Annotated in this window: 13 protein-coding genes; all 13 read left to right on the top strand. The window is 32.4% G+C overall.

Translation table 11 applies throughout. The features are described from left to right. The first annotated feature begins 45 nt into the window (after positions 1-45). The 13 genes from VOI25_RS00850 to VOI25_RS00790 all read left to right on the top strand — a co-directional run bounded on the left by VOI25_RS00850 (position 46) and on the right by VOI25_RS00790 (position 20,477). Positions 46-717, top strand: a complete 672-nt coding sequence (locus VOI25_RS00850) for a hypothetical protein (RefSeq protein ID WP_323786988.1) — start codon at positions 46-48, stop codon at positions 715-717. A 55-nt stretch (positions 718-772) separates the two neighbouring features. Beyond that, positions 773-1,222, top strand: coding sequence for a hypothetical protein (locus tag VOI25_RS00845; protein ID WP_323786987.1), 450 nt, complete (start codon positions 773-775; stop codon positions 1,220-1,222). Positions 1,223-1,298: 76 nt separating this feature from the next. Further along, entirely contained in the window at positions 1,299-1,445 is a 147-nt protein-coding gene (locus VOI25_RS00840) for a hypothetical protein (RefSeq protein ID WP_323786986.1), read from the top strand. Between the two features lie 122 nt (positions 1,446-1,567). After that, positions 1,568-5,818 (top strand): hypothetical protein, encoded by a 4,251-nt coding sequence (locus VOI25_RS00835; protein ID WP_323786985.1) that lies wholly within the window; start codon positions 1,568-1,570, stop codon positions 5,816-5,818. Between the two features lie 257 nt (positions 5,819-6,075). Continuing rightward, positions 6,076-6,471 carry a hypothetical protein gene (locus VOI25_RS00830; RefSeq protein ID WP_323786984.1) on the top strand — a complete coding sequence of 132 codons (396 nt, stop codon included), beginning with the start codon at positions 6,076-6,078 and terminating at the stop codon, positions 6,469-6,471. Positions 6,472-6,593: 122 nt separating this feature from the next. Next, positions 6,594-10,928 carry a CusA/CzcA family heavy metal efflux RND transporter gene (locus tag VOI25_RS00825; RefSeq protein ID WP_323786983.1) on the top strand — a complete coding sequence of 1,445 codons (4,335 nt, stop codon included), beginning with the start codon at positions 6,594-6,596 and terminating at the stop codon, positions 10,926-10,928. A gap of 4 nt (positions 10,929-10,932) precedes the next feature. Then, a complete protein-coding gene (locus tag VOI25_RS00820) occupies positions 10,933-12,138 on the top strand; it encodes an efflux RND transporter periplasmic adaptor subunit (protein ID WP_323786982.1) in 1,206 nt (401 codons plus the stop codon). A gap of 2 nt (positions 12,139-12,140) precedes the next feature. After that, positions 12,141-12,557 carry a Fur family transcriptional regulator gene (locus VOI25_RS00815; RefSeq protein ID WP_323786981.1) on the top strand — a complete coding sequence of 139 codons (417 nt, stop codon included), beginning with the start codon at positions 12,141-12,143 and terminating at the stop codon, positions 12,555-12,557. A gap of 55 nt (positions 12,558-12,612) precedes the next feature. Beyond that, positions 12,613-12,975: a DUF3703 domain-containing protein gene (locus VOI25_RS00810; RefSeq protein ID WP_323786980.1), complete on the top strand. Its 363-nt coding sequence runs from the start codon at positions 12,613-12,615 to the stop codon at positions 12,973-12,975. Further along, complete coding sequence (locus tag VOI25_RS00805; protein ID WP_323786979.1) at positions 12,972-14,921, top strand: heavy metal translocating P-type ATPase; 1,950 nt, start codon at positions 12,972-12,974, stop codon at positions 14,919-14,921. Before VOI25_RS00810 ends, VOI25_RS00805 begins: the two co-directional genes overlap by 4 nt. A gap of 61 nt (positions 14,922-14,982) precedes the next feature. Further along, entirely contained in the window at positions 14,983-15,396 is a 414-nt protein-coding gene (locus VOI25_RS00800; protein WP_323786978.1) for an HYC_CC_PP family protein, read from the top strand. Positions 15,397-15,504: 108 nt separating this feature from the next. Further along, on the top strand, positions 15,505-19,245 hold the full coding sequence (locus VOI25_RS00795; protein WP_323786977.1) for an efflux RND transporter permease subunit: 3,741 nt from the start codon (positions 15,505-15,507) through the stop codon (positions 19,243-19,245). After that, entirely contained in the window at positions 19,242-20,477 is a 1,236-nt protein-coding gene (locus tag VOI25_RS00790; protein WP_323786976.1) for a TolC family protein, read from the top strand. The genes VOI25_RS00795 and VOI25_RS00790 overlap by 4 nt, the downstream gene beginning before the upstream one ends. Positions 20,478-20,486 lie beyond the last annotated feature (9 nt).

Raw genomic sequence — 20,486 nt, 5'->3', positions numbered from 1 at the left:
ACACAAAAAATCGGGGAATTAGTTAGCAATTTTAAAACACAAAAAGTGAAAACTGATTGTCCGAAATTGATAATGCATCCACAACAAATCTTCACCAAACAGCAGTTATGGGACGAATTTATTATCGAGTTTCAAATGGAATATCGTAGAGAATTTAAAGGGTCTACTGATAACTTGGCAAATATCAAGGTTTTGTTTTACTACTTTTTAAATGATTTAGAGTTCTTTAAATGTGAAAACCTTATATATGCTGAGAATGAACCATCTTTTAAGAAAGGATTGATGGTAGTGGGGAGTTATGGCATTGGCAAAAGTGCATATTTTAAGGTGTTTGAGAAAATATTTAATAAGCATAAAATATTAAGGTTTAAAGGCTATGGTGCAAAAGATTTGGTAAAAAGTTATGAAGCATGTCCTACACCATTTGATAGGAGTTATATGTTGGATAAAACGGTAAGGCCAAAGTTGTTTATTGACGATATTAATTCAGAACGAATTGCAAGCAACTACGGAAATTGTGATGTAATTGAGGATATTCTCTTTAAACAAAACGAAAAAAAATACATAACTTATGTAACGTGCAACCATACGAATCCCGAAAACAACATAGAGCAAACATTGTTAGATTTAGGTAAAAGGTATGGTGGAAGGATGCACGACCGTTTCTTTGAAATGTTTAACATCGTTGTTTTTAAAGGAAAGAGCATGAGAAGATAAAAGGTTAAATTAAACTTTATTTTACGTTTTAATTAATCAAAATTTTAAAAAAACTATGAAAACAACAAAATTATGTAAACATTGTTTCCAAACTTTTGAAGCTAGAAGAACCAATCATGTGTATTGCACCACGAGCTGCAAAACAAAGGCAAGTTATAAAAGAAATGATTATAAATATGTTTCAGGACACTATCAAAAAGAAGAAATGTTATCAAAAGTTGAGAGTTTAAGTCTTCCTGTAAAAACTGATATAATGGATTCTATTAAAGCTATAGAAAACAAGATTGAAACCATTCAAAAAGTTCCTAAGATAAATGCAGCTTCTATTTCGAATACGACAATAGGTTGTGCTGCTGCCGATGCGGCTATTTTTACCGCAAAAAAATTGTTTGCTCCAAATACATTGCCCGCAACAAAAGGTGATATTCTTGCCTTGAAGAATGAGTTAAATGAGTTGAAAAGAATGTTACAACAACATACTACAAATAAGCATCCTTTTTTTTGATTATAAATAATTGCTATAGGTAAATGACCACAATATTTGTTACTTTTATCCGACCGTATTATTGGTAATTAAATTTATGGCATTATTCCAAACTTCAATATTAAAAGCCTATTTAACCCAACAAGATAATTTAGCAGTAGAACGTGCCTATAAAAATTACACCATGTATTTTCACAACCTAACCATTCAAGAGAATATTAAAAACTCTAAAGAGGAGCAATAATAAGTCAAGTTTTTGGATGAATTGTTTGTGAGGGTTTATGATTATAATCTTAATCGAACTAAACTTGAATCAAAAATAACTAAGTCCTTGGTATTTTTTAGAAAATTGACTAAACTTCATTAATGAAAAATGATGGTAAAAATTTTGAAAAATTAACTAAAGAGTTCTTCTCTTATCTATTCAAAAGGTTAGGATATTTAGTTCATAAAGAGCGTATCCAATTTAATGGAACACAAGATGGTTTTGATGTCCAAATAGCTATTGGTAAAGATTATAAAGAGCGAATATTTTATATAGAGTGTAAAGATTACTCAACGGATGTGAACTTTGCTAGTATAGTTACGAAATCATATGAACTTTTAACTAATTATAAATTGAGTGAGAACGATATGGCGCTATTCGTTAGTCCCAAATCCGATTTTAAAAATAGTAAGAATGCAGAAAAATCAGAACCAACATTAAATGGAATTTTCCCTTTCGATATAAGACTATTAGAGAAATCAAATGGGATTAAAAACTTGTTTGCTTTAAACAAAGACATCTACAAGGAAATTTACAAACAAGAGTGTAGTCTTAAAATTAATGAAGAGGAGGAAATTGAAAGGTTCAAAAGTATTATTTTTTCAAGGGGCAGCTTTAGAAAAATCATAGTTAGCGAAGAGGATAAAGAAAAATTTATTTCGAATGCAAAAAAATGTTCAAATTATATTCCACGAAGTTTAATTAAGGAAAGAAAAGCTAAGAAGTCTCATAGATATTTATATCACGAAGAAGATGATTCAGATAATCTAATCTCAATAGTTAAGGACAATATTTTAAAATCAAAAAATGATGGGTTGGCATTGTTAGGAAATCCAGGTTTAGGCAAATCTGTAGAATTAGCTGAACTGGCACAATACTTTTGGGAGAATAGAGAAGAAACTAATACCATCCCTTTTTACAGAGTAATAAACAGTTTTACTATTGATAGTAAAATAAGTGATTTTCTTCCAAAAGATTGGGATAAGATACCTAACCTTTTGATTATTTTGGATGGCTTGGATGAAATATCCTATATAAATGAGTTTAAGGCTAAACTCCAAAACTTCATTTCTAATAACAAAGATGAATTTCAGAATATTTATTTTGTTCTTAGTTGTAGAACCAACATTTATGAAAATATTGTAAAAGGAATACCAAAATTTGAATGCTTTTTTCTTGACAGTATAAGCTATCAAAGCGCAATAAATCATTTACAGTCAGCATTCAAATTTCCACGTAAAGTAATTTTAGGCTTACATGTTAATGAAGACCAAAGAGAGTTTTTAGAAAACCCTTTTTATTTAAACCTTTTCGGAGAATACTATTCGGAAAACTCCAGTTTACCAAAAAACAAAACTGACCTAATTGAAAAATACGTTGATAAAAGGTTAGAGGAAGATAGGGTTAGAAAGTTTCAGAATAAAGAATATGATAAGTCTATAATATTTTCCGCATGTAAAAAAACTGCATTAACTATAGAGGCTATGCAATCAAGAGTGATTGAAGATTCCGAACTAACAATGTTAATTCCAAATCATAAGGCAGAACTAATTAATTCTTGTTTTATTGAAAAAGTTTACAACGCTGATAAATGGCAGTTTGAGCATAAAAACCTTCAAGAGTATTTTGTCTCAAAAGCCTTGATGAAGCTTCCATTTGATGAAATCATTAGCTTTATTAGTCTTAATTCTGATAATAATAAAACGCACCCATCATGGTTAAATTCAATATCCTATTTGATTAATGATTTAGAATCAACTGATGAAACTTACATAAATTTAACTGAATGGCTAAAAAAATACGATTCAGAAGTTCTATTTAAATCTGATTCAGACAGAATATCGAAAGACATAAGGTCAGATGTTTTTCAGGATTATTTTATTAAAAGATGTAAGGTTAATACTTTGTGGATAAGGACGAATGATAGTGAAACAATAAAAATTGCCAAGTTTGGAGACGACGTTAAAAATATTGATTTTTTAATCTCTGAAATAAAAGACATAACAAATCATAGAAGAACAAGAATATCTGCTTTTGATTTATTGTCTCACATGAGTTTGAATGAAAGAGAAAAAGAAATAAAGGCTTTGGTCTTAAAATATTTAGATGATAATAATGAAGATTTTGATTTAGATGCAAAATCAGATTTATTAAGGTTTGTAAAACGATTAGAATATCATTTAGATGAAGAGTTCTTTACAAAGTTGTTGTCTAAAATTCAAGAAAATGACCATCACAGAATATTTACTTCCATATTAGAATGTTTTCAAAAAGAGCTATTTATCAATGAAAAATCGGTTGACCCTAATAATCATATAGATTATATTAAGAAAGTAGCTAAAGTAATAAGCGGTGAAAAGGAACGAAAGCACCCAAAAGAGAGGAATATTGCTTCTAATGAAAGACAAAATTTGAAGAATGCTCTTTTGCAATTTCGTGATATTGATTCATTTTTATTTGCTTTAGATTTTCTTTTAATAAGAAAGGACAATTATCATCTTAACGAAAGTGAAATTACAGATTCAGTTAAAAGGCTATCTGCAATGTACTCTAATGATGAAAAGGTTTTAGACAAAGTTGTGAATTTTATTTATATAGGAATTAAAAAAAGGCAATACCTCTTTGAATTTGAAAAACGATTTTGTGAGTTTTTTAAAATTACGAATACCCAACACAAAGGCTTTTTAAAATTCTATACACTAAGAAATAAAATTGGCGTGCGATTTATGTCTTATATAGCTACTGAAAAATGTATCAGTTTTTTGGCTGAAGAATACATAAAGAACAATATCAATAGCAAAGCAATACTACAGTTTAGAAATATTCTAAGTTGGGATAATTTAAAGTTAAGTTTAGAGTTTCAAAGAATTATTCTAAAAGAGACGAGCTATGATTTTGAAGGAGATATTTTAGAAGAGGTAAAGAGGAGTCAATGGAAACAATTTAATGATGTTAAAGAGAGTTTAAATTTTGATTTATTATTTGACAAAAGTAGGATAAAAGATTCAATAAAAATTCTATTCAATAATCTTCAATCAGATAGGACAAGTTGGGAGACTCTTCACGATTTTGAGCAAATTTATTGGAAAAGTCTTGAATTACAAAAATCTATTCCTCAATCATCCATTAATATTGTCCATGATACACTACGTCTTTCTGATTTCAAACACGTTAGCTGTGGTGATGTTTTTAAATTAATCAACAGCAAATTATACCTAATAAAGAAAATTAAAGAGGAAATTCATTCTAAACGGAAAAACAGACTAAATCAAGGAGTAAAGATTACAAAAGAGCAATATGATTTTATCAATAATTGGTGCCAAGAATCGATTAAATCCATAAATCTTGAATCAGAATCTTTATTAGATAAAGAGGAATGTGATTTTCTTTGGTATTTTAGAAATCTACTTAATTTAAAGTATCCTGATGAAATACTTTTAGAATTATTGGAGGTTGATGGCACAATGAATTTTAACGGACAGCATCATGGTATTGGCTATATATGTGAAATATTAGATAAATCAACTGTTGATGATAGGATTATTCGAAACATTGAAAAAGGCATTAATGTTGAGCAAATAAGAAAAAACCACTTTATCTATGCTATTGATAACCGCTTAAGAAAGGCTTATCCTAAAATAGAAGACTACTTATTAGATAACAATCAAAACCATTACTTTAGAAAAGAAATCTTAAAGAAATATTACCAAATTAACCCTTCTGTAGATTTACTTAAAAAAATTGCAAACAAAAATATGCAAGAAGAGATTACAGATGATATAGTATGGTCAATTTTCGATATTCTAATTGAAAATAACCAAAGTGATTTCGTTATTGATAAAATACGATATTACTATAATGCAAATGATGAACACTCAAAAGAATTAATCACTATTAAATACCTTATTAAATCTAATTATGAAAAGGCATTCCTATATTTTAATAATTGGATTAAAGAACAAAAAATATATACTCGAAGAACTAAAAATAGTTTACGTACAGAGGACTTTCCTAAGCATAACAACCCAAAATCAATCCCATATATCATTGTATTAATTAAAACTTACTATGAAAATAATGAGTTTAAATTTGATGAGTATAGCAACCCTATAAGGTTTATTGTTGAATCAATTAATGCTATTGCTCAAAACAATTCCCCAGATGTATGCAAACAACTTATTGAAGAGTTAGAAATATGCAGAAAACCACTTGACAATAATGAGCATGACCTATACTACATCAATTCAACCTTGTTGGATTTAAAAGATATATATATAAAATTAGAATCTAAACCAATGTCCTTTCCTTCTATCGCAAGTAAAATGGATAAATTTCAATACTATTTTGCATAGAAATAATTAAAAGAATTAATTATTTTCATTGTATTGTTTCTTAAAACAAGATGCATCTGTTTTATCTATTTATAGGGAAAAAATGAATAAACAATTTCAAATCAAACAAAGGAGAAGGAGATTGATAGTTAATAATGTTTGTTGTTTTAATGAGAATGTTTTCAACTGTATTTACTCGCCAACGTATTTTTTAAGTATTTTCAATAAGACTTTGCAATACCATTGCATTAAATAATTAATATATTTGTCTAAATTATATGAAAATATTCGTTTCCATATCAATGTCTATTTTATTCTTTTTTCAAGGGATTAGCATAGATATTGACTTTTGTGGCCCAATAAAAGAAATTTCAAGCATCATTACCCATTATCAAGACCACAAAGTTTATGGCGACTCTTTCTTTGAATATGTAGTGGAAGACTACTTTGGCAATGATGCTAAAAATGAAGAGCATCATCATAACCCAGATAAGGAGAATACACCAATCCATTCCCATAATCAGTGTTGTCACCCTTTGGTATTAATTATTTTGAACAACAATTTGGCTTTAAACTATCGATTAAAGTTTGAAGAGAAAAAACAATATAACTTACATAAAGTAAACTTCACTTCCAGATATTTGGAATCACTTTTCCAGCCACCAAGGGCATAATTCAGTTATTTAAAGGATGACTATATCCAATTTTGAGCCTAAAAGGTTCTTTTCATTTCGTGTAATTCTATTTTCTATATCAGAATTGTACCGAAAAGTTTAACTGAATTAAAACATTTTCTATGATTAATAAAATCATTGATTTTTCAATCAATAACAAATTCATTATTGGTTTGCTAACGCTTACCATTATTGGAGCAGGTATTTGGAGTATGACCCAAGTACCAATCGATGCTGTTCCAGATATTACCAATAACCAAGTACAGGTCATTACGCAAGCACCTAATTTAGGTACAGAGGACATAGAACAATTTGTAACCTACCCAGTAGAAGTGGCAATGAGCAATTTACCTGACGTTCAGGAAATCCGCTCCATTTCTCGTTTTGGTTTATCTGTGGTTACTATAGTTTTTGACGATGATATGGGAACGTATCTCCCGCGTCAATTAGTAGCTGAAAAACTAAACGAAGTTAAAGAACAGATCCCGAGTGGTTTTGGTGAGCCAACTATGGGACCAATTTCTTCTGGTTTAGGAGAAATCTATCAATACACACTAAAAGTAAAACCAGAATATAAAGACAAATATTCAATTACCGATTTACGCACCATGCAAGATTGGATTGTACAGCGTCAAATGGCAATGGTGGAAGGTGTTGTTGAAGTGAACGCCATTGGTGGCAAAATTAAACAGTATGAAGTGGCTGTTGACCCAAACGAACTAAAAGCTATTGGTTTAACCATTACTGATGTTTTTGAAGCTCTTGAAGCCAACAATCAAAACACAGGTGGTGCATACATTGAAAAGAACCATCAAGCCAATTTTATTCGTGGAGAAGGATTGGTACGTAGTTTAGAGGATATTAAAAAGATCACGGTTAAAAACACAAACAATATTCCAATTACTGTTGGCGATATTGCTACAGTACAGTATGGTGCTGCTATTCGTTATGGCGCTTTAACTCAAGATGGCGAAGGCGAAGTCGTTGGTGGTTTGGTTATGATGCTTAAAGGTGCAAATTCAAACGATGTTATTGAGAATGTTAAAGTACGAATGGCTCAAATTGAAAAATCGCTACCAGAAGGAGTCATTATCGAACCTTTGTTAGACCGAAGTAAATTAATAGCAGAAACGACTTCAACGGTTGCTACTAATCTTATTGAAGGCGCATTGATAGTTATTTTTGTTCTTATTTTCTTATTAGGAAATTGGCGAGGTGGTTTAATCGTTGCTTCAACAATTCCATTGTCTTTATTATTTGCATTTATACTAATGAATGTGTTTGATGTTTGGGCAAACCTAATGAGTTTGGGTGCAATAGATTTCGGTATCATTGTCGATGGTGCTGTAATTATTGTAGAAAGTACCGTTTTTCTAATTGCTTCACAAGTCCTAAAGAAAAAGAAGTTAACATCTAAAGAGCGTGATGGTGTTGCAGCAAATGCCTCAAAAAAAATGATGAATGCTGCCTTTTTCGGTCAGTTAATTATTTTAATTGTATTTCTACCAATATTAGCATTAGAAGGTATTGAAGGGAAAATGTTCAAACCAATGGCATTGACTTTCATTTTTGCGATGATAGGTGCGATGGTACTTTGCTTAACCTACGTCCCAATGATGTCTGCACTGGTGTTAAGAGCACCAAAAAGCGATAAAAAATCGTATGGTGATAGATTTGTGCATTGGGTTGAGGATAAGTACCAACCCTTATTGGTGAAGGCATTGCAAAAAGGGAAATGGATTATTGGTATGGCAGTCGTGCTATTCGGAATTACAGTCTTTATGTTCACGAGAATGGGTGGCGAATTTATTCCACAATTAGATGAAGGAGACATTGCATTTCACGCCATTTTAAAACCCGGAAGTTCTCTAACTGAAACGATTGAAACCACTACAAAAATTGAACAAATTGTAAAAGCAAAGTTTCCAGAAGTTGAAAAAATAGTAAGTCGAATTGGTGTTGCCGAAATTCCAACAGACCCAATGCCAATGGATTTAGCCGATGTTTTTGTAATCTTAAAACCAAAAAGCGAATGGACAACCATTGAAACAAAAGACGAACTCATTGAAAAAATGAAAGAAGCTGTGGAAATAATTCCTGGTGTTAACTATGAGTTTACACAACCTATTGAAATGCGATTTAATGAACTGCTTGAAGGCGTTCGTGAAGATATTGCTATTAAACTTTATGGTGAAGATATAGAGGTGCTATCACAAAAGGCAGAAGAAATATCTAAAATTATTGCTGGTACTTATGGTATTGGCGATATGAAAGCGGAAGCTACAACAGGTTTGCCGCAAATGACGATTTCGTATAACAGAAATAAATTGGCACAATATGGACTTCAAATAAATACTTTAAACCAAATTGTACAATCCGCATTTGCAGGAGGTACGGCAGGCGTTATTTTTGAAGGTGAAAAACGGTTCGATTTGGTTGTGCGTTTGACTTCGCAAAATCGAAAGGATATTACAGATGTGCAAAATTTGTATATCAACTTGCCTTCTGGTGCGCAAATTCCGCTTCGCGAAATAGCTGATGTAAGTTACAAAGGAGGTCCAATGCAAATCAGTAGAGACAATACCAACAGAAGAACTTATGTAGGTATCAATGTAAGAGGTCGTGATGTTAAATCATTGGTAGGCGAAATCAAAACTAAATTAGATGCACAATTAGAACTGCCATCAGGTTATTTCATTCGCTATGGTGGTGCTTTTGAAAATTTAGAACGTGCCAGTAACCGTTTACAAACTGTTGTTCCAATTGCCTTGTTACTCATTTTTGTACTGATTTATTTTGCATTGAAATCCTTACCACAAACCTTGATGATTTACATCGCAATCCCAATGGCAACCATTGGTGGTGTAGTAGCATTGTGGTTACGAGATATGCCTTTTAGTATTTCGGCAGGTGTTGGTTTTATTGTGTTGTTTGGTGTAGCAGTATTAAACGGATTAGTAATGATTAGTGGTTTGAATGAGTTAAAAGAAGAAGGAGTTACCAACCTAAAAGATAGAATTATAGAAGGTACAAAACGAAGAATTAGACCTATTATGTTAACCGCTTTTACAGATGTTTTGGGTTTCTTGCCTATGGCAATTTCAGCATCAGCTGGAGCCGAAGTACAACGACCTTTAGCAACCGTTGTAATTGGTGGTTTGTTAACCTCTACATTATTAACATTATTCGTTTTACCTATATTATATCATTGGGTAGAAAATAAATCATTCCATTTTAGAGCTAACCAAAAAGTAATTATAGTTACTACCATCATAGCTTTTATGTTTTTGTTCCCAATATCTGGAAATGCGCAACAAATAAATGATTCGTTACCTATTATTTCGATGCAAGAAGCTGTAAAATTGGCTAAAGAAAACTATCCAAGTTTAAAACAACAACAACTTGAAATTGATAAGCAACAACAATTAAAAGGAACTGCTTTCGATTTTGGGACTACCCAAATTTTTACAGGTGGCGAAGAAATTAATAACGGAAATGGTATTTATACAACTATTGGTGTTGGTCAATCAAATATAGACGTGTTTGGTATTTCACCAAAGAGAAAATTACAGGAGCAACGTATTCAGTTAGCCCAAAAAGCCTTTCAGCTTTCAGAATTAGCTTTAGAATTGGAAGTAAAAAAAGCGTGGGCAAATGCTTTACAGAGTAAAAGGAATTATAATTTATACAAGGAGTTAGATTCTATTTATGCCAACTTTGAAAAAGCAGTAGCGCTAAATTATGAAGTAGAAGCTATTTCACGGTTAGAATATTCGGCTGCCAAAAATCAAGCCTTACAGATACAGAATAAATTTTTGCAATCAAAAAGCGAATATGTTATTGCTTTACAACAATTAAACTTGTGGTTGATTTCAGATGATTTTTTCACGGTTTCAGATGAAATTAATATAGAGAATGAATTAAATGTAGAATCCTTTAGTATAGAAGCACACCCTTTATATACTATTTCTCAACTTCAACTCGCAGAGGCAGAAGCAAACTTTAAAGCTGCCAAAGCTGAAAATTTACCAAAGTTAAACCTTCAAGGTGGTTTGCAAAAAGTAAACGGAAATTCAGGGTTTTATACCTATCAAGCTGGTATTTCCATACCGTTTTTATCTGGTACAACAAAAGCACAAGTTAGAACTGCAAAAATTGATAGGCAAATTGCCGAATCAAATATGCAGTTCAAGCAAAAGGAAGTGCAATCTAAATTTAATCAAGCCAAAGAAAATCACCAAAAATGGAAAACATCTTGGCTATTCTATAAGGATGAAGTATTACCACTTATTAAAGAACAAAAAACTGGTGCTTTGTTTGCTTATAAAGAAGGAGAGATTGATTACACAGCGTTTACACAACTTATAAAAGAAGCTATTCAATCTGAATTACAAGCTCAGGAAGCATTAATAAATTATTTAGAAAGCACATTTCAACTACAATATTTTAATCAATAAGACAATGAAAAACACACGATATTTAATTTTAGCACTACTAACAGTTTCATTTTTAGTTGTTGCTTGCGGAAATAAAGAAAGCCATAAAAAAGTTGATGGCCATTCCCATAACGAAGAACAAAAGATTGAAAAAAACGATGACCATAGCGAAGGCGAAGAAGTGATGCTTTCACAACAACAGTTTGAAGCCTTAAAAATGAAGATAGACACAATTGCATTGCGTAATATGAGTGGTTATGTAGAAGCAAATGGCACATTGGAAGTGCCACCACAAAGTGAAGCAGCAATAACTTCTGTAGTTGGTGCAAATGTATTATCCATAAAAGTGATTGAAGGAGACAAAGTGAATAAAGGTCAAGTTGTGGCATATCTTTCACATCCAAATATTATTCAAATGCAAACCGATTATTTGAATGCTTTTAGCAATAGTATTTTTTTAAAGAAGAACTTTGAGCGTCAGCAAAAATTATATGATGCAGGAGTTGGCTCTGGCGCAAATTTTCAAAAAGCCGAAGCCGAATATGATGCTTCTAAAGCTATGGTAAATGGATTGGAAGCCCAATTGAAACTATTAAACATAAATCCGTTATCAGTACGAAATGGAACAATTTCTCATAGTATTTCCTTGCGAAGTCCTATTGAAGGCTATGTACAAAAGGTAGAAGTAAAAACAGGACAGTATGTTGAACCACAAACCGAACTTTTTGAAATAGTAAACACACATCACGTTCACGCCGACTTAATGGTGTTTGAAAAAGATGTGTATAAAGTTAAGAAAGGTCAAAAAGTAACCTTTAATGTACAAACAATGCAAGATGAAGAATTAACAGCAGAAATTTATTCCGTAAGTAAAACATTTGAAGATAACCCTAAAGCGGTACACGTACACGCAGAAATTGAAAACAAAAAAGGCATTCTAATTCCTGGAATGTATATTCAAGGGAAAATCCAAACTGAAAATACGAAAACTATGGCGTTGCCCGAAAGTGCGATAGTAAAAGAAGGTGATAAATTTTTTGTGTTTTCGGCAGAAAAAGAAAATGACGATTGGAGTTTTAAACCAGTTGAAGTGCTTTTAGGAGCGAAAGATGGCAATTGGATAGCAGTTCAATTTACTGAAGAACAAGATAAAATCACAAAATTCGCTTATAACAATGCCTATTATCTTATAGCAGAAATGAAAAAAGGCGAAGCAGAACACGAACATTAATTATGCAAACAATAGAACAATTATTAGAGTCAAAAGATATTCGAGTTACGGCAATGCGTCTATTAATTTATAAGTTTCTTGCAGAAAAGGAAGTAGCAGTAACATTAAGTGATATAGAAAATGCTTTTGAAAAGGCAGATAGAACCACTTTGTACAGAACTATTAAAACATTTGAGGAAATGGATATTGTGCATCAAATAGATGATGGTACAGGAATCACTAAATATGCGTTGTGTGAAAACGGCTGTAATTGCGAGATTGAAACCGATTTGCATTTGCATTTTCATTGCAATAACTGTAATGAAACCATTTGCTTAACAGATCATAAGATTCCCCAAATTAAAGTGCCAGAAGGCTTCGTTTCAGAAAATGTAAACTTAGTAGTAAAAGGTATTTGTGATAAATGTAGTGGACAATAATTGCACTTCCATTGCACGCATTGGTATTATATTTTTACAATAAAAATAGATAATAATGAAACTGAATTATAAAATACCAAAGTATTTAAAAGATGCTTATAATAAAGAACTTGGTTTATATGAAGTTGCTTTGGCTAAAAGTGATTTTACTAATGCGTGGTATCATTTAGAACGCAGTCATATCATAGGGCAATCTTACCCAATAGAACATACCTATTCACATTGGTTAATGCTAAAGTTTGGATTTATGCAAAAAGATACTAAAGAAGTACTCGGTCAAATTATTAGGTTACTTGTTGGTTATTGGAAATCATTTATTGACCACGTGCCACTTGGTAACACAGGTGGTGCAAACGTACCACCATTAAAATCTATGCCTATACCTAATGATATTAAAAATTTATTCAATTCAAAATGAAAAAAAAAGTCAATTTAAGAGATTTAAAACCAAATTCAGAAGAGCAACATAGTCACGATGATGGTCACAATCATAGCGGCAGTTCAGGTAATATTAAAGCCTATATTCCAGCAATCATAAGTTTTTCAATGCTTATTATTGGTATTGGGTTAGACTATTTTGATGTTACCTTTTTCAAGGATTGGATTCGCATTATATGGTATGGTATTGCTTATTTACCAGTTGGGCTTCCTGTTGTAAAAGAAGGTTTGGCAAGTATTAAAAAAGGCGATGTATTTACAGAGTTCTTTTTAATGTCTATTGCTACTATTGGTGCGTTTATTATTGGCGAATATCCTGAAGGAGTAGCAGTAATGTTGTTTTATGCAGTTGGGGAATTATTCCAAAATGCAGCAGTTAACAGAGCAAAAGGAAATATAAAAGCCTTACTTGATGTAAGACCAAATGAAGCTCTGGTATATCGCAACAATGATTATGTGTCTGTAAGTCCTGAAACGGTTGAAATTGGCGAAAAAGTGCAAGTACGTGTGGGAGAAAAAATTCCATTGGATGGTATTCTACTTTCCGACAAAGGTTCATTCAACACAGCAGCATTAACAGGCGAAAGCAAACCAGATACTATTGCAAAAGGCGAAAAAGTATTTGCTGGAAGTATTAATATGGATGGAGTAATTGAAATTGAAACCACCAAAGAATTTAAAGATAGTTCCATTGCTCGGATTTTGGATATGGTACAGAACGCAACAGCTCGCAAATCTAAAACAGAATTATTCATCAGACAATTTGCTCGAATTTACACACCAATTGTTGTGTTTTTAGCAATAGGTGTTACGTTTCTTCCATACTTTTTTGTAGATGATTATGTCTTTAGAGATTGGTTGTATCGTGCCTTGATTTTTCTTGTAATTTCTTGTCCTTGTGCTTTGGTAATATCAATTCCATTAGGTTATTTCGGTGGTTTGGGAGCAGCTTCAAAAAATGGAATTTTGTTCAAAGGAGCTTCGTTTTTAGATGCAATGACCAAAGTTAACACGTTGGTAATGGATAAGACAGGTACGGTAACCAAAGGCGTTTTTAAAATCAAAGAAGTAAAGGCTATTGGTTGGGAAGAATCCGATTTTATGAAGTACTTAATGGCGATGGAAGAACAATCCACACATCCTATTGCAAAAGCTATTTTAGAATATAAAGGTGAAGTCGCAGATTATGAGGCTTCCGAAGTTACAGAAATAGCAGGAAAAGGTTTAAAAGGTATAGTAAATCGTAAGACTGTTTTAGTTGGTAATAAAGCCCTAATGTCAGCCAATAATATTAAAATTTTAGAGGAAACAGAAACTATTGTAGAATCTATAGTATTAGTATCTATAGACAATGAATTTGCAGGTTATGTTGTCATTGCAGATGAATTAAAAGAAGATGCAAAAGAAACAATTACAGCCTTACATAAAGTTGGTATTAATAATATAAAGATGCTTTCAGGTGATAAGGATTCCATTACCCAACAAGTAGCAAGAGAATTAAATATTGAAAAAGCTAAAGGTGGTTTGTTACCAGAAGATAAATTAAATGAAGTTGAGCTTTTAAAACAAAATCCTGAAAATAAAATTGCTTTTATAGGTGATGGAATTAATGATGCGCCAGTTTTAGCAGCAAGTGATGTAGGAATAGCAATGGGTGGTTTAGGAAGTGATGTGGCTATTGAAACAGCAGATGTTATCATTCAAACAGACCAACCTTCAAAAGTCGTAAGGGCTATTAAAATTAGTCGTTCCACTCGTAAAATTGTATGGCAAAACATCATTTTAGCATTTGGAGTAAAAGTGATTGTATTGATTTTAGGAGCAGGTGGTTTAGCAACAATGTGGGAAGCGGTTTTTGCAGATGTAGGTGTAGCATTATTAGCAATATTAAATGCAGTTAGATTACAACAAATGAGATGGAGTTAACCATTAAACTTCTGTTAAACAAAATAAGGAGTTGTTAAATTTTTGTAACTTCGCAATCAGTATGAAAAAAGTATTCCATAAAATAATGTCTTTAGCAATGGCTTTTGTAGTGTTATTCTCTACAATGTCATTTACTATGAATATGCATTATTGCGGAGATACTTTAGTAGAAACGGCTATTTTCCATAAAGCCAAAGGATGCGGTATGGAAATGGAAAAACCTTCTACTGAAGGATGTTCTATTACCAAGAAAAATTGTTGCGATGATAAACAATTAGCAATTGAAGGTCAAGACGAACTTCAATTACAAGTTGACAAAATTTCATTTGAACAACAGGTATTCATTGCTTCATTTGTTCATACCTATATTAACCTTTTCGAAGGTTTAGATAACAATGTATCTTCTTACGAAGAGTACAAACCACCACTCGTCGTCAGGCAAATCTTTAAGATTGACGAGACTTATTTAATTTGATTTTTAAACAATAGACTGTTTTATCCTATGGCTTTATGCTATGTGGATAATTTGTTGTATTCGGTGTTTTCTCAACACCAATGTCTAACTGTTTAATAATCAAAATATATGCTTAATAAAGCAATCAAATTTCTTATCGAGAATAAACTCGTTGCAGTACTACTACTCGTCCTTTTTGTAGGATGGGGTACAGTAAATGCACCTTTCAATTGGGATACAGGATTTTTACCAAGCAATCCTGTAGCTGTAGATGCAATTCCAGATATTGGAGAAAACCAACAAATTGTATTTACAAAGTGGGATGGTCGTTCACCACAAGATATTGAAGACCAAATTACCTATCCATTAACCACATCCTTGTTAGGTATTCCTGGAGTAAAAACCATTCGTAGTTCGTCTATGTTTGGCTTTTCAAGTATCTATATCATTTTTGAAGAAGATATAGAATTTTACTGGAGCAGAAGTCGTATTCTCGAAAAACTAAACTCATTACCAAGTGGTTTATTACCTGAAGGTGTTAATCCTGCTTTGGGACCAGATGCAACAGGATTAGGACAAATATTTTGGTACACACTTGAAGGACGTGATGAAAACGGAAACGTTACTGGTGGTTGGGACTTACAAGAATTACGAAGCATTCAAGATTACTATGTAAAATATGCGCTGTCCTCTGCAAGTGGAGTTTCTGAAGTAGCATCTATTGGTGGTTATGTTCAAGAATACCAAGTAGATGTTAATCCTGAATTGATGCGTCAATATAATATTGGATTACATCACGTTGTAAAAGCAGTTAAGGAAAGTAATAAAGACATTGGTGCACAAACTATTGAAATTAATAATGCAGAATATTTAGTACGTGGTTTAGGTTATGTGAAATCTATTGAAGACATAGAAAATGCAGTCGTTACTTCCGAAAATTATACAGCAATACGAATTAAAGATATTGGAAAAGTCTCTTTAGGTCCTGCAACACGACGTGGGTTATTAGATAAAGAAGGTGCTGAAGTTGTAGGTGCTGTTGTAGTTGCGCGATATGGTGCAAACCCAATGGAAGTAATCAATAATGTAAAAGAGAAAATTAACGAATTAAGTGCAGGATTACCTTCAAAAGTATTAGCAGATGGTAGAACCTCACAAGTCACCATAGTACCATTTTATGATAGAACAGTATTAATTCAAGAAACATTAGACACACTTAACGAGGCATTGACTTTAGAAATCCTAATTACCATTTTGGTTATTATCATTATGGTATTTAATCTTCGAGCTTCAATATTAATTTCTGGCTTATTGCCTGTTGCGGTTTTAATGGTTTTTATAGCTATGAAGTTCTTTGGTGTAGATGCAAACATTGTCGCTTTATCTGGTATTGCAATTGCTATTGGTACAATGGTTGATGTCGGTGTCATACTTTCAGAAAACATTATAAGGCATTTGGATGAAGATAATGGAACACAATCCATTAATACAGTAGTTTATAATGCGACAGCAGAAGTTTCAGGCGCTATTGTTACCGCAGTAATGACAACAATAATCAGTTTCATTCCTGTATTTACTATGATTGGTGCAGAAGGAAAATTATTTAGACCATTAGCCTTTACAAAAACCTTTGCTTTAACAGCATCTATTATTGTTGCTTTGTTTTTAATACCACCATTTGCAGCATTTTTATTCAGAAAGAAAAGCATTAAAACCAAATTTAAATATGTTTTAAATGGCATTTTTATAGCATTGGGTATAGTAGCAATAGTTTACGGTTATTGGTTAGGTTTAATATTGATTGGTTTTGGAATTGTTGCACTTATAAAGCAACAGGAAATAGTATCAGAAAAACAAGCCAACCTTATCAATATTATTATTTCGGTATCAGCGATAGTATTCCTGTTAGCCGAATATTGGAGACCATTAGGTGTTGATAAAAGTATCTTCTGGAATCTCATTTTTGTAAGTGTTATATGCTTTGGTTTATTAGGTGTTTTCTCATTATTCATTAAATATTACACACGTATTTTAAGGTGGTGTTTAGATAATAAATTATTGTTTCTATCTGTACCAACAGCTATTGTAATTGCAGGGTTTTTCATTATGAAGAATACAGGCAAAGAGTTTATGCCATCCTTAAATGAAGGCTCATTTCTACTTATGCCAACTTCAATGCCTCATTCCGGCGTCGAAGAAAATAAACGAGTTTTACAGCAATTAGATATGGCAGTAGCCAGTATTCCAGAGATTGAAACGGTGGTTGGTAAAGCAGGAAGAACAGAATCAGCTTTAGATCCAGCACCACTATCAATGTACGAGAATATGATTCAGTATAAGCCAGAGTATATGCTGAATGAAAGCAGAGTACGCCAACGTTACAAAGTAAATGAGGATGGTTTGTTTGAATTAAAAGATGGTCGATTAATTCATAACGTAAATATAGCTGTCAGTTCGAGCGCAGTCGAGAACAAAGCGATAATCAAATCAACTTTATTAAATGTCCAAAGATCTCAACTAATTGAAGATGAGGATGGCGAATACTATCGTAATTGGAGACCAGAAATTGAATCACCGGACGATATTTGGAATGAAATTGTAAGAGTCACCAAATTGCCAGGTGTTACATCAGCACCAAAACTACAACCTATTGAAACCAGATTGGTAATGCTTCAAACAGGAATGCGAGCACCTATGGGAATTAAAGTAAAAGGTCAAAACTTAAAGCAAATTGAAGCGTTTGGAGTGCAATTAGAAAACATTATCAAGGAAGCCGAAGGCGTTAAAAAGGAAGCTGTTTTTGCAGACCGTATCGTTGGTAAACCCTATTTGTTAATTGATATTGATAGAGAGAAAATTGCACGTTATGGAATTTCTATACAAGATGTTCAGGATGTATTAAAAGTAGCAGTTGGTGGTATGGTATTAACACAAACGGTTGAAGGTCGTGAGCGATATGGTGTTCGTGTGCGATACCCAAGAGAATTAAGAGCAAATCCAACAGACTTACAACAGATTTATGTGCCAGTTGAAAAAGGCAGTCCTGTTCCATTAAGCGAATTGGCAACCATTCGCTACGAAAAAGGTCCACAAGTCATTAAAAGTGAAGATACCTTTTTAGTAGGTTATGTCTTGTTTGATAAATTAGATGGTTTTGCAGAAGTAAGCGTTGTTGAAAATGCACAAGCATTAATCCAAGAAAAGATAGATTCAGGCGAATTAATAGTTCCAAAAGGAATCAACTATGCATTCACAGGAACTTATGAAAATCAATTACGAGCAGAAAAAACGCTATCTGTTGTTGTGCCATTAGTCTTGGCAATTATCTTTTTAATTCTGTATTTCCAATTCCGTTCTGTGGCAACCTCATTAATGGTATTTACAGGTATCGCAGTAGCGTTTGCAGGTGGATTTATAATGATATGGCTCTATGGTCAAGATTGGTTTTTAAACTTCAATTTCTTTGGCGAAAATATGCGAGACTTATTTCAGATGCATCCCATTAATTTAAGTGTAGCGGTTTGGGTTGGGTTTATTGCACTCTTTGGTATTGCAACAGATGATGGTGTAGTAATGGCAACGTATTTAACGCAAACTTTTGATAGAAATACACCAGAGAATAAAAAGGAAATTAGAGCGTCCATAGTTGAAGCAGGAGAAAAACGTATCAGACCCTGTTTAATGACTACAGCTACTACAATTTTGGCATTATTACCAGTTCTAACCTCAACAGGACGAGGAAGCGATATTATGATTCCAATGGCAATACCAAGTTTTGGTGGAATGCTTATAGCCTTAATAACCTTATTTGTAGTTCCAGTATTATATAGCTGGAAATCCGAAGTTCAACTTAAAAGAGCAACAAAATGAAATACTTAAAAATCAATTTAAAAACAGTCTTTGTTCTTTGTTCTTTATGCTTTGTTCTTTCTGCACAAAGTCAAGAGTTAGAAACGCTTATTGATGTAGCATTAAATAACAATCCAGAAATTCAAAAATTTGAGTTGCAATACAAAAGAGCTTCTGAAAAAGTAAACGAAGTCAATACCATTCCTAATACCGAATTTGGTGTAGGTTACTTTGTGAGCGAACCAGAAACGAGAACAGGAGCGCAACGCTTTAAAGTATCTGCTAAACAAATGTTACCGTGGTTCGGAACAATTACTTCACGAGAAAATTATGTCAGATCATTAGTTGATGCAAAATATGAAGACATTGTTATTGCAAAACGAAAATTGATGGCTTCTGTATCACAATCCTATTATAATTTATACGCCAACAAATCGAAACAAAAGGTGCTAACAGAAAACATTAAACTATTGGAAACCTATGAGACATTAGCACTAACCTCTGTTGAGGTTGGTAAAGCATCTGCTGTAGATGTGTTGCGATTACAAATGCGTCAAAATGAAATGCAACAACTAAAAGATGTTTTAAGTCAACAGTTTTTAGCAGAACAAACGAATTTGAATAATCTTTTGAACAGGGAAAATGATGTTCCTGTTACTGTAGTAGATAGTTTAATGATGCCTTCAGAAGACTTTGAAATCACTACTAAAAATTTAGCATTACATCCCGAATTGTTGAAGTATGATAAACTATTTCAATCCATAGAGCAATCAGAATTACTAAACCAAAAAGAAAGCAGTCCTATGATTGGTTTTGGATTAGACTATATCAATGTTTCTGAAAGACCAGATATGAATTTCTCGGATAACGGTAAAGATATTGTGATGCCAATGGTTTCGTTGACAATCCCAATTTTTAATAAAAAATATAAATCTCAAACCAAGCAAAATGAGTTAGAACAGCAAGAAATAACAGCTCAAAAACAAGAACGATTAAACACTTTGGAAACGCTTTTAAGTAAAGCGATTAATGAACGAATTTCTGCAAGAATAAGTTATGCTACGCAAACCAAGAGCTTAAAACAAGCCAAAGATGCTGAAGAAATTTTAATCAAAAGCTACGAAACAGGAACGATTGATTTTAATGATGTTTTAGATATTCAAGAACTACAATTAAAGTTTCAAATGAACCAAATAGAGTCTATTAAAGGCTACTATGTGCAAAGCACAATTATTAATTATTTAATACAATAGTAATGAAAT

Source organism: Psychroserpens sp. (genome assembly GCF_034670085.1).
Lineage (GTDB): Bacteria > Bacteroidota > Bacteroidia > Flavobacteriales > Flavobacteriaceae > Psychroserpens.
The sequence above is the reverse complement of the archived record's forward strand: the minus strand, read 5'-3'. Positions and strand labels throughout refer to the sequence as shown.